The following is an 11282-nucleotide window of genomic DNA, read 5'->3' as shown; positions in this document are numbered from 1 at the left end:
AGCACCGCGGCGCCCTCGGGCAGCTCGGCGCTGGCGACCAGCCGGATGACCCCGTCGCCGCCGATGCCCGCCCGGCGGTCCGCGAGCGCCCGCACCAGGTCGGCATCCAGCGCGGTGCCGGGCCGGCCGTCGAGCAGCACGAAGTCGTTCTGCGTGCCGTGGCCCTTCGTCACGCGCAGCGTGGCGGCGGGGTCGCGCAGGGCGCGGGCGGCCGGGGACGCGGCGGGGGCTGCCGAGGACGCGGGGGCGGTCATGACCCCAGACTACGGCGCGGGGCCGGGTCGTCCGTGGCGAGGCTGAGCGTCCCCGCGTCCGCCGCCGCGACGAGCGCGAGGGCCCGGTCGACCAGGTCCGGGTCGCGGGCGTCGAGCCAGTGCACCCGCGGGTCCCGGCCGAACCAGCCCATCTGCTTGCGGGCGAGCCGCCGGGTCCCGGCGACCACCTGCGCGCGGGCCTCGTCCTCGGTGATCTCGCCGCGCAGGGCGGCCAGCACCTCGGCGTAGCCGACGGCCCGGGAGGCGGTGCGGCCGATGCCGCGGTCGAGCAGGCCGCGCACCTCGTCGACGAGGCCGGCGGCCCACATCCGGTCGACCCGGGCCTGCACCCGCTCGTCCAGCACGGCCCGGTCGCAGTCCAGGCCGATCTGCACCGCGGGCACCTCGTAGTCGTGGCCGGGCAGGTTGGCCGAGTACGGCCGACCGGTCAGCGCGATGACCTCCAGCGCGCGGACGATCCGGCGGGCGTTGCGCGGGCCGATGTTCTCCGCGGCGACCGGGTCCGCGGCGGCGAGCTCGGCGTGCAGGGCGCGCGCGCCCTCGGCCTCGACGCGGGCCTCCAGGGCGGCGCGGACCTCGGGATCGGTGCCGGGGAACTCGATCCGGTCCAGCAGCGACCGCACGTACAGCCCGGACCCGCCCACCACGACCGGGCGCCGGCCGCGGGCGGCCACGTCGGCGAGCGCCGCGCGGGCGTCCCGCTGGTACGCGGCGACCGTGGCGTCCTCGTGCGGGTCGAGCACGTCGAGCAGGTGGTGCGGGACGCCCCGCCGCTCGGCGAGGGTGAGCTTGGCGGTGCCGATGTCCAGGCCGCGGTAGAGCTGCAGGGCGTCGGCGTTCACGACCTCGCCGTCCAGGTGCTCCGCGAGGGCGACGCCCAGGTCGGACTTGCCGGTCGCGGTCGGGCCGACCACGGCGACGACGACGGTCAACGGGGCTCCTCGGGGTGGTGCGGGGCGGGGCTCGGGTGCGGAGCCGGGGCGGGCGCGTCGAGCCGCCAGGCGGCGACGGCGTGCTGGGCGCCGGCGACGACCTCGGCGTGCGGGGGCGCGGCCTCGGCGGTGGCGCCGGCGGGCAGCAAGCCGAGGGCGACCCGCCACGGGACCCGGCCGGAGACGGCCAGGTCGCGCGCGCCCTCGGCGCCGAGGTCGTCGAGCGCCCGGGCCAGCGCGGCGGGGCCGTCGGCGAGCGCGGCGAGCAGGACGTCGTCCGCGGCGGGGGCGCGCGGGTCGTCGGCGAGCGGGGCGTCGGGCCCGTGCCGGGCGCTCAGGGACCCGACGACCACGACCGCGCGCGGGGCGGCGGAGCGGTCGTGGGCGGCGACGACGTGGTCGGCGTCGCGGTCGATCTCGAGCACGTCGACGGGCGCGTCGACCCCCGCGGCGCGCAGCAGCACGAGGGCGACCGACGCCGGCACGTCCGCGCGCGGGGCGCCGTCGAGGGCGGACGGCGCGAGGTCGGGCAGGTCGAGGCCCGCGGCGCCGAGCCCGGGCGCGACGGGGTGCGGCAGGAACCGGAGCCGGCGGGCGGGCGCGATCACCAGCACCCGAGCGGCGTCCGGGTCCCCGTCGGCTCCGAGGGCCCCGACCGCGCCGACGAGGTCCGCGAGCGCCGCCACCGCCGCGTCCCGCAGCCCGGCGGCCGGGTCGGCCCGCCCGGCGGCACCGGGGACGAGCAGGGCGGTGTCGGGCAGGAACACCACGGCCAGGCTCACCCCGGAACCGTATCCCGCCGAGCCCCGCCCCTCCGCCGCCCGCCCCCGCCGCGCGCCCGCCTCGCCGCCTGCCCACCTCACCGCGCACCCGCCTCGCCGAGACTGCAACTCTCGGCTGTGCGCGAGCACTCGGACACAGCCGAGAGTTGCCGTCTCGGCGGAACCGCGTCGCCGAGCGGGCAGGAGATGTCCCCTCCGGGCATGCGGAAGGGACATCGACTGCCCGCTCGGCGCAGCGGGTGCGCGAGCGGGCCGAGCGCGGGTGCGCGAGCGCAGCGCGCAGGCGCAGCGCGCGGGCGCAGCGCGGGTGCGCGCGGGTCAGGAGGTCAGGGTGCGAGCCAGGTCGTCGGCGCGGGCGTCCTGGCCGGAGCGGCGCAGGACGTCGACCAGCGCGTTCGCCACCTCGCCGTGCGGGCCCCGCTGGCGCGCGGCCTGGAAGCCCTCCATCGCCGACTCCAGGTGCCACACCGCGTCCTCGACCGCGCCGAGGCCGTCGTGCAGCCGCCCGGCGAGCCAGAACGCGTGCGCCGCGTCCCCGAGCGCGCCGAGGCCGGCGTACGCCTCCGCCGCCGCCTGCGCGCGGGTCGCCGCGGCGGCGCTCCGCTCCGGGCCGCCGAGCGTCGCCAGCAGCCGGGCCGCGGCGTCGTCCAGGTCGGCCGCGGCGCGGCGGTGCTCCGCCTGCTCGCGGGCGACGAGCTCCGGGGCGCGGTCGTCCTCCCCCGGCTCCGCGGAGCCCGGGGCGGCCAGCCGGAGCAGCAGCCCGTCGACCTCGGCCAGCACCGCCTCGGCCTGGCCGGTCACCGCGGCGGCGCCGGCCCACGCGACGACCACGGGCGCGACGACCGTCGCCGGGACGTCCGCCGCCCGCAGCCGGGCGACCGCGGCGGCGTAGCCGGACGCCGCGCCGTCGTCGTCGCCGAGCACCTGCGCGCAGTGCGCGGCCTCCGCGTAGCCGAACCCCGACTCGGTCAGCAGGCCCGCGCCCTCGAACGCGACCGCCGCGTCGAGGTACGCGCCCGCGGCGGACTCGAGGTCACCCGTCTTCGCGAGGCGCTCGGCCTCCGCGACCAGCGCCGCCGGGTCGACCGGCGCGGCCCGCCGGGCGTCGCCCGCCGGCCCCGCGCCCGCGTCGGCACCCGCGCTCGCGTCGGCACCCGCACCGTCCGGCGCAGCGGCGGCGGGACCGCCCACGCCCACCGGCGAGGCCGCGGCGGCGGCACCAGCAGCGCCCGCGCCGCGCCCCGCCAGCCCGCGCGGCAGCACGTCCAGGTCCAGCACGTCGCCCGCCGGCTCCGTCGCCCACGCGCGCGCCACCGACTCGCTCTCCGCGGTGGTCCCGTTCCGCGCGTCGAACTGCCGCGCCAGCGCCGTGGCCTCGGACCGCAGCCAGTCGTCGAGCTCCGCGACGGTCGACGCGGGGACCGCGGTCAGCCGCACGGGCAGGTCGCCCTGCCCGGCCTCCCGCAGCACGTGCGTCGCCGCGCCGACCAGCCGCGCGAACGCGAGCCGCGAGTACGGCGTGTCCCCGCCGGTCAGGTACTGCTGGTCCGCCTCGACCGCCCGGACGGCCCGCTCGGCCTGCCCGCCGCGCGCCAGCAGCCGGACCCGGCGGCCGCGCGCGCCGACCATGTCGGACTCGGCCTCCGCGAGCGCGGCGACCGCGCGCCGGTGCGTCCGGGCGGCGTCGCGGGGCCGGCCCTGGTCGAGGTAGGCCTCGGCGAGGTACGACAGCATGTCCGCGGGCTCGGAGGCGCAGGACGGGTCCTCGGCGAGCGTCTGCTCGATGATCCGGATGCCCTCCTCGGCGCGGTCGGTGGCGAGCAGCCACGCGGCGCGGTCGCCGGGGTCGCACGCCTCGCACTGGGAGAAGTCGTCGCGCGGGGTGGCGACCCACGCCTGGTACGCGGTCTCGACGTCGGCGGCGCCGCGCTGCCGGGCCCAGGCGAAGCGCTCGTAGGCGACCGCGTCCATGCCGTTGCCCGCGAGGGCGTAGCGGCGCTCCATGTCGGCGAGCGTGCGGTCGATCTGCTCGGCGGGCACCGTCGGGAAGTCGGCGAGCCCGGAGATCATCCACTTGAACGACCAGAACAGGCCGTGCCGGTCGTGGGCGTCGAAGTGCTCGGGGTGCTCGTCCCACCAGCGCAGCAGCCGCGCGAACGCGACGAACGACCGGTCGACCTCGCCGCCCCACTGGTACGCCTCGACCAGGGTGCTCAGCGCGTACGCGCGCGCCGCGTCGGGGCCCTCGGCGTCCACCAGCCGCACCTGGCGCTCGGCGGCCTGGGTGCGGGCGAGCCCGTACGGCATCTGCCGCACCCGGGTGATCTCGCGGTTGGCGTCGTCCAGCGTGCGCGTCACGCGCGCTCCTCCCCGGCCGGTCCCCCGGCCGCCTCGTCGTCGGGCCCGGGCAGCGCGCCCGGCACCCCCTCGCCGGCACCGCCCCGCGGCCCGGCGGCGTCCCCCCGCAGCCCGGCGCGCAGCAGCACCGACATCGAGCCGGTCATCAGCTCCGACTCCCGGGCACGCAGCGGCTCGCCGGACAGCAGCAGCGCCGACACGTACAGCGAGCGCAGCCCCGCGGCGAACACCTCGCCCGGCGGCGCGTCGAGCAGGTCCCGCACCAGCGGGCTGGCGTCGTTGAGCACGAGCCGGCGCGCGGCGGCGGGCGCGGCGAACCCGGCGAGCACGTCGCTCCACACGTCGTCCGCCTCGGCCATCGCGGCCTGCAGGTCGCGCTGGTGGTCGCCGTCCCGGTCGTGCAGCAGGACGGCGGGCAGCTCCGCCGGCTCGAAGGTGCGCAGGACCAGCTCGGTGTCGAGCGGCCGCAGCACGTCGCCGCCGGCGCGCACCGCGTCGAGGGCGGCGAGCTCGCGCTCCGGGGTCACGGGCGCCAGGACCTGCGCGATGTCGCCCGCGCCGAGCGGCCGCACCTCGCCGAGCCCGCGCCCCGGCCCGCGCGCGGCGAGCCGGGCCAGCAGGTCGGCGTCGTAGACGTAGCCCGCGTTCACCACCGCCAGGCCCTGCGCGCGGGCGACGGGCGCGATCCGCTTGTACTCCTCGAGCGTCGGCGCGAACACCACCTGCCCGTGCTCCTGGGCGACCTCGGCGAGGGTCAGCGTCCCGTCGGTGGTCTCGTACGGCAGGATCCGCGCGGCGAGGTCGAGCATGGTGTCGTCGGTCAGCGCCAGCGAGCGCACCGCCAGGTGGTGCGTGCTCACGAACTGCCGGGCGAGCGCGGTCGACGACTCCAGGGTGCGCAGCGTCCAGGACCGGACGGCACCCGCGAGCGCCTCCTGCGTCGCCAGCAGCACCTCGTCGGTGTACAGCGCCTCGCGGGACGCGGTCGGGCGCAGGCCCGAGGCGTCGAGGACGCACCGGACGAAGAACGCCCACTCGGGCAGCAGCCCGTCCACCCGCGCGCCGAGCAGCATCCGCTTGAGGTAGACCCGGTGCGAGCCGCCGCCGCCCGGGGGCACCGCCGCGGGCAGCACGAACGCGACGCCGGACACCCCGGCCAGCGGGACCTCCAGGTCGATGTGCGCGAGCGGCGTGAAGCCGAGCGTCTGCTCGCAGTACCGGGCCAGCGCCTGCGCCCGCGCGGCCTCGTCCGGGTACGCGCGGGCCCAGGGCGCCTCGGGCGCCGAGATGCGGCGCCACGCATGCCCGGGGCGGGGCGCCCCGTCGGCGGGCAGGCCCGCGGCGGGGTCGCCCGGCTCCGGTGCCGCGGCTGGCGCCGACCCCAGCGGCACCTCCACCGCCACGTCGACCGGCAGCAGGGACCCGAACTCGGCCGCGAGCGCCGCCACCGTCTCCCCCGCCAGCCAGTGCTCCAGGTCGCGCCGCGGCCGGAGCCGCACGGTGCTGCCGGCCGGCAGGTCGGCGTCGGGCAGCTCGACCAGGTCGTACGACCCGTCGGCGTGCCCGCGCCAGCGCACGGCCGGCGCGTGCGGGTCCCGGGCGGACCGCGACACCAGCTCGATCCGGTCGGCGACCATGAACGCCGACAGCAGGCCGATGCCGAACTGCCCGAGGAACTCCTCGCGCCCGACGCCGAGGTCGAGGTCGCGCTTGGACGACCGGCCGACGGTCGCGAGCAGCTCCTCGGCCTCGGCGCGGGTCAGGCCCACCCCGGAGTCGGTGACGAGCAGCGAGCCGTCCGGCAGCGGGCGCAGCCGGACGGTCGCCGGGCACCCCGGGTCCTCGGCGCGGCGCGCGGTGATCGCGTCGACGCCGTTCTGCAGCAGCTCGCGCAGGTAGACCCGGGGTCCGGAGTACAGGTGCCGGGCGAGCAGGTCGACCACGCCGTGCAGGTCGACCTGGAACGCCCGCGCGGCGGGGTCCGTCATCGGTGCCGGGTCACTCCCCGGCGGCCGCGGCCTCGGCGGCCTTCGCCGCGGCGGCCTCGGCCGGGAACTGCTCGTCCAGGTGCTCGAACAGGCTCAGCGCGGTGGTGATGCCGCACGCGAGGTGCAGGTCGATCTGCTCGTCCGTCGCGCCGTGCTCGTAGTCGACCGTGTGCTCGGCGTACACGCCGACGACGTCGTCCTCGGCCCGCACGTAGCCCTTGGGCCAGAGCTTCTCGGAGTTCCAGGTGTTCACCAGGTCGACGACGCGCGCGTACTGGTCGATCCCGACCTTGCGGTTCCACCGGCCGCGGGTCTGCAGGTACTCCTGCTGGCCGCCGAGCCGGAAGAAGTAGAACAGGTGGCCGTCCCAGTAGCCGCCGATGTCGCCGTCGTCGTCGACGCCGTAGTTCATCTCGCGGGCGTCGAGCACGTCGATGACGCGCTGGTGGGACAGGGGCTGCGGCCCGGGGACGGACGCCGCGGCGTCCGGCTTGGTGAAGAAACCCATGGCGTCCTCGTGGGTGTCGTGCGGGGCCACGTCGGTCCCGCGGTCTGCGTCGGTGCTGGTGGCGGGCCCGCACGAGCCCGTCCAGGACGAGCCTAACCCGATCGCGCGACCACTCGACCGCCCGAGATGTCCGATCCGGTGAACCGGGGGTGACCACGCTGGCGGCGTCGGCGCCCGCGCGTATGGTGTGCGCATGGGTCTGTTCGGGAACCGCCGCCCCCGCCGCGGACCGGGCCGCCCGGCGAGCGGCCGCGAGGCCGCCCCGGTCCCCGCCAACCCGGGTCGCGGCGTCGCGCGCGGGTCCGAGCCCGGCGGCGTCTCGGTCGACGACGGCCGGCCGACCCCGCTGAGCACCGACCGGATCGTGCGCTGGTTCGAGCGCAACGACTTCCACTACTTCACCGACGACGACGGCGACCTCGGCGGGCTGTGGCGCGGGCGGCTGTTCTACTTCTTCCTGTTCGGCGACCACCAGGAGATCGTCCAGGTGCGCGGGCAGTGGAACCGCGAGATCGCGATCGAGCGGCTCGAGGAGGTCCTCGACGCCTGCACCGAGTGGAACGCCGAGCGCATCTGGCCCAAGGCCTACGTGCGGGTGCGGGACAACGGCATGGTGCACGTCGTCGCCGAGGTCTCGACCGACCTGGAGCACGGCGCGACCGACGAGCAGCTGAGCCAGATCCTGTTCTGCGGCCTGTCCACCTCGAGCACGTTCTTCGACGCGATCGACGAGCTCTACCCCGACCCGGCGGCGGTGGCCCCGTGACCGCGCCCCGGACGCCGGGCTGGCTGTCCCGCGTGCTCGGCGACCGCGCCGCCGCCCCCGCGCCGCAGCGCCGGGTTCCGCTGCAGGCGCGCCCGACGCCGCTGACCCGGGACCGGGTCGCCTCGGCGCTGTCGGCGCGCGGCTACCACTTCCGGGTGGACGAGGACGGCGACCTGACCGGCGTGTGGAACGACTCCCGGTTCTGGTTCCTGCTGCTCGGCGAGCAGCGGGAGATCCTCCAGGTGCGCGGCCGCTGGCACCGGCAGCTGCCGGTCGACAGCCGCCGCGCGGTCACGCTCGCGCTGAACGACTGGAACCGCGAGCGCATCTGGCCGAAGCTCTACCTCCGCGAGGAGGAGGGCCAGCTCGCCGTGTACAGCGAGGTGTCGACCGACCTGGAGCACGGCGTCACCGCCGAGCAGCTGGACCAGCTGCTGTCCTGCGGGCTGGGCACGGGCGTGCAGAGCTTCGCGTCGTTCGACCAGCTGCTGCCGCCGCAGGTCTGAGGCGCGCCGCAGCCGGCGCGCGGGCCGCGCGCCGGGCCGTCGGCTCAGCGCCGCCCGAGCGTCGGCAGCCCGAGCAGCACCGGCGCCGCCGGTCCCGCCGCACCGCCGCCGGTCCCGCACGCGCCGCCCGCGTCGCCGTGCGCGTGGTCGTCCCCGCCCGCCTGGCGGCGCTCCCAGGCGTCGCCCGCCCGGGTCCGGCGCACCGCGAAGGTGCCGCCCCCGACCGCCGAGTCGGCGACCAGGTGGTGCGGCGCGGCGTGCGTGACGTCCACGGTCACGAGGTCGCCGGGACGCGGGGCGTCGGCCGCGGCCAGGCCCGCGGGCAGCGCGAGGTGCACGAGGCGGTTGTCCGCGGCGCGGCCCGACAGCCGGCGGGTCTCGCCGTCCTTCCGGCCCTCCCCCTCGGCGAGCAGCACCTCGACCGTGCGGCCGACCTGGCGCTGCGCCTCCTCGAGGCCGATCCGGTCCTGCAGCGCGATCAGCCGCTCGTACCGCTCCTGCACGACCGCCTTGGGCAGCTGGTCGGGCAGGTCGGCGGCCGGCGTGCCCGGGCGCGGCGAGTACTGGAACGTGAACGCCGACGAGAACCGGGACGCCTCGACCACGCGCAGCGTCTCCGCGAAGTCCTCCTCGGTCTCGCCCGGGAAGCCCACGATGATGTCGGTGGTGATCGCGGCGTCCGGCAGCTGGGCGCGGACGCGGTCGAGGATGCCGAGGAACTTCTCCGACCGGTACGACCGGCACATCGCGCGCAGCACCCGGTCCGAGCCCGACTGCAGCGGCATGTGCAGGCTCGGCATGACGGCGGGCGTCTCGGCCATCGCCGCGATGACGTCGTCGGTGAACGCGGCGGGGTGCGGCGAGGTGAACCGCAGCCGCTCGAGGCCGGCGATCGACCCGGCGGCGCGCAGCAGCTTCGCGAACGCGCCGCGGTCGCCGAACTCGACGCCGTAGGAGTTCACGTTCTGGCCCAGCAGGGTCACCTCGATGGCGCCCTGGTCGACGAGCGCGCCGACCTCCGCGAGCACGTCGCCCGGCCGGCGGTCCCGCTCCTTGCCGCGCAGGTGCGGCACGATGCAGAACGTGCAGGTGTTGTTGCAGCCGACGCTGATCGACACCCAGCCCGCGTAGGCGGACTCGCGGCGGGTGGGCAGCGTCGACGGGAAGACCTGGAGGGACTCCTCGATCTCGACCTGCGCCGCCTCGTTGTGCCGGGCGCGCTCCAGGAGCACCGGCAGCACGTCGAGGTTGTGCGTGCCGAACACGACGTCGACCCACGGCGCGCGCTCGACGATGCCGGTGCGGTCCTTCTGCGCCAGGCAGCCGCCGACGGCGATCTGCATGCCCGGGCGGGACCGCTTGGTGCCCGCGAGCCGGCCGAGGTTGCCGTAGAGCTTGTCGGCCGCGTTCTCCCGCACCGCGCACGTGTTGATCACGATGACGTCGGCCTCCTCGGCCGCCGCGGCCTCGGGCGACGCGGCGACGTAGCCGGCCTGCTCGAGCATGCCGGCCATGTGCTCGGAGTCGTGCACGTTCATCTGGCAGCCGAGGGTCTTGACCAGGTACGTGCGCGCGGGCGCGCCGGCCGGCGACGTGGGGGCGTCGGGGGCCACGAGGACGGGGGGCGGGGTCGTCGTGCTCATCGCGGACAAGGGTACGTCCGCCGCTCTCCGCCCTCCGCAGCGATGACCGGGTCCCTGTCGGGACATGACCGGCTCGTTTCCGATCTGTGACCTGAAAAGGTGGCGCAGGTAACACGAGCCTCATAGGTTCCAGAGATGGCACAGCCCGACCCGGCCCCGGCCCCCACCCCCGCGGCGTCCCCGGCACCCCACCCCGGCGCGCCCCTCGTCGTCCTCGACCACGTGGAGAAGCACTTCGGTGCCCTGCACGTGCTGCAGGACGTCAACCTCACCGTGCGCCGCGGCGAGGTCGTCGTCGTGATCGGCCCGTCCGGCAGCGGCAAGTCGACGCTGTGCCGGACGATCAACCGCCTCGAGACGATCGAGTCCGGCAGCATCACCCTCGACGGCGTCCCGCTGCCCGCCGAGGGCCGCGCCCTCGCCCGGCTCCGCGCGGACGTCGGCATGGTGTTCCAGTCGTTCAACCTGTTCGCGCACCGCACCGTGCTGCAGAACGTCACCCTCGGGCTGCGCAAGGTCCGCAAGATCGGCGGCCGCGAGGCCAAGGAGCGCGCGATGGCGCTGCTCGAGCGGGTCGGCGTGGCCAGCCAGGCGGACAAGCTGCCCGCCCAGCTGTCGGGCGGCCAGCAGCAGCGCGTCGCGATCGCCCGCGCGCTCGCCATGGAGCCCAAGGTCATGCTGTTCGACGAGCCGACCTCCGCCCTCGACCCCGAGATGATCAACGAGGTCCTCGACGTCATGACCTCCCTCGCGGCCGAGGGCATGACCATGGTCGTCGTCACCCACGAGATGGGCTTCGCCCGGCGCGCCGCCGACCGCGTCGTGTTCATGGACGGCGGGGCGATCGTCGAGGAGGCGGACCCCGAGACGTTCTTCACCGCCCCGCGCAGCGAGCGGGCGCGCGACTTCCTGTCGAAGATCCTCACCCACTGAGCCCGGGCGCCCCCGCGCCCGCAGCACCACCGCGCACCACCCGCACGAACCCTGACCGGCACCCACCGAGACGCACCGCATCCCGACGCGACCCAGGAGCCCGACATGAGAACCCGAACCGCAGGCCCGATCGCCCTCGCCGCCGCCGCCGTCCTCACCCTCGCCGCCTGCGGCGGGTCCGACGACGCCGACGGCGGCTCGACCCCGGAGGTGTCCGACGTCGAGGCGGCCGACTTCCCCGAGGGCTCGACCATGGCGGCTCTCGCCGACGCCGGCTCGATCACCGTCGGCACCAAGTTCGACCAGCCGCTGTTCGGCCTGGTCGGCCCCGACGGCACGCCCGAGGGCTTCGACGTGGAGATCGCCAAGATCATCGCCGGCGCGCTCGGCATCCCGGAGGACGGGATCGAGTGGAAGGAGACGGTCTCGGCCAACCGCGAGTCGTTCATCGAGTCCGGCCAGGTCGACATCGTCGTCGCGACCTACACGATCAACGACGAGCGCAAGCAGGTCGTGTCGTTCGCCGGCCCGTACTACGAGGCCGGCCAGTCGATCCTCACGCTCGCCGACAACGAGGACATCCAGGGCCCC

General features: G+C 76.7%; 10 protein-coding genes and 1 pseudogene. 4 read left to right on the top strand and 7 right to left on the bottom strand.

What is annotated here, in order from left to right:
- The 6 genes and pseudogenes from VER05_RS01600 to VER05_RS01575 form a co-directional block, all read right to left on the bottom strand.
- Positions 1-254: pseudogene (locus VER05_RS01600) on the bottom strand (diaminopimelate epimerase); the annotation flags it as partial.
- On the bottom strand, positions 251-1207 hold the full coding sequence (gene miaA / locus VER05_RS01595) for a tRNA (adenosine(37)-N6)-dimethylallyltransferase MiaA (protein ID WP_324843652.1): 957 nt from the start codon (positions 1205-1207) through the stop codon (positions 251-253). The pseudogene VER05_RS01600 and the gene miaA, both read right to left, overlap by 4 nt.
- A complete protein-coding gene (locus VER05_RS01590) occupies positions 1204-1989 on the bottom strand; it encodes a hypothetical protein (RefSeq protein WP_324843651.1) in 786 nt (261 codons plus the stop codon). Before VER05_RS01590 ends, miaA begins: the two co-directional genes overlap by 4 nt.
- A gap of 318 nt (positions 1990-2307) precedes the next feature.
- Entirely contained in the window at positions 2308-4347 is a 2040-nt protein-coding gene (locus VER05_RS01585) for a hypothetical protein (protein ID WP_324843650.1), read from the bottom strand.
- Complete coding sequence (locus VER05_RS01580) at positions 4344-6335, bottom strand: HSP90 family protein (RefSeq protein ID WP_324843649.1); 1992 nt, start codon at positions 6333-6335, stop codon at positions 4344-4346. Before VER05_RS01580 ends, VER05_RS01585 begins: the two co-directional genes overlap by 4 nt.
- Positions 6336-6345: 10 nt before the next feature.
- Positions 6346-6843, bottom strand: a complete 498-nt coding sequence (locus VER05_RS01575; RefSeq protein ID WP_324843648.1) for a YbjN domain-containing protein — start codon at positions 6841-6843, stop codon at positions 6346-6348.
- A 193-nt stretch (positions 6844-7036) separates the two neighbouring features.
- Between VER05_RS01575 and VER05_RS01570 the strand changes: the two genes are divergently transcribed.
- Both VER05_RS01570 and VER05_RS01565 read left to right on the top strand, forming a co-directional pair.
- Complete coding sequence (locus VER05_RS01570; RefSeq protein WP_324843647.1) at positions 7037-7609, top strand: YbjN domain-containing protein; 573 nt, start codon at positions 7037-7039, stop codon at positions 7607-7609.
- Entirely contained in the window at positions 7606-8115 is a 510-nt protein-coding gene (locus VER05_RS01565) for a YbjN domain-containing protein (protein WP_324843646.1), read from the top strand. Before VER05_RS01570 ends, VER05_RS01565 begins: the two co-directional genes overlap by 4 nt.
- Positions 8116-8159: 44 nt before the next feature.
- On the opposite strand, the gene miaB is transcribed toward VER05_RS01565, so the two are convergent.
- Positions 8160-9758 carry a tRNA (N6-isopentenyl adenosine(37)-C2)-methylthiotransferase MiaB gene (gene miaB / locus VER05_RS01560; RefSeq protein WP_324843645.1) on the bottom strand — a complete coding sequence of 533 codons (1599 nt, stop codon included), beginning with the start codon at positions 9756-9758 and terminating at the stop codon, positions 8160-8162.
- 135 nt (positions 9759-9893) lie between these two features.
- Between miaB and VER05_RS01555 the strand changes: the two genes are divergently transcribed.
- Both VER05_RS01555 and VER05_RS01550 read left to right on the top strand, forming a co-directional pair.
- On the top strand, positions 9894-10691 hold the full coding sequence (locus tag VER05_RS01555; RefSeq protein ID WP_324843644.1) for an amino acid ABC transporter ATP-binding protein: 798 nt from the start codon (positions 9894-9896) through the stop codon (positions 10689-10691).
- Positions 10692-10796: 105 nt separating this feature from the next.
- The coding region (locus VER05_RS01550) for a transporter substrate-binding domain-containing protein (RefSeq protein ID WP_324843643.1) at positions 10797-11282 on the top strand (486 nt) is incomplete at its 3' end.

The sequence above is a fragment of the Cellulomonas sp. genome (genome assembly GCF_035634735.1).
Lineage (GTDB): Bacteria > Actinomycetota > Actinomycetes > Actinomycetales > Cellulomonadaceae > Cellulomonas.
The sequence above is the reverse complement of the archived record's forward strand: the minus strand, read 5'-3'. Positions and strand labels throughout refer to the sequence as shown.

Bases quoted from the DNA above. Each gene is read 5' to 3' on its own strand.
- VER05_RS01580 (WP_324843649.1), bottom strand. From the start codon at position 6,335: ATGACGGACCCCGCCGCGCGGGCGTTCCAGGTCGACCTGCACGGCGTG.
- VER05_RS01575 (WP_324843648.1), bottom strand. From the start codon at position 6,843: ATGGGTTTCTTCACCAAGCCGGACGCCGCGGCGTCCGTCCCCGGGCCG.
- VER05_RS01570 (WP_324843647.1), top strand. From the start codon at position 7,037: ATGGGTCTGTTCGGGAACCGCCGCCCCCGCCGCGGACCGGGCCGCCCG.
- miaB (WP_324843645.1), bottom strand. From the start codon at position 9,758: ATGAGCACGACGACCCCGCCCCCCGTCCTCGTGGCCCCCGACGCCCCC.
- VER05_RS01555 (WP_324843644.1), top strand. From the start codon at position 9,894: ATGGCACAGCCCGACCCGGCCCCGGCCCCCACCCCCGCGGCGTCCCCG.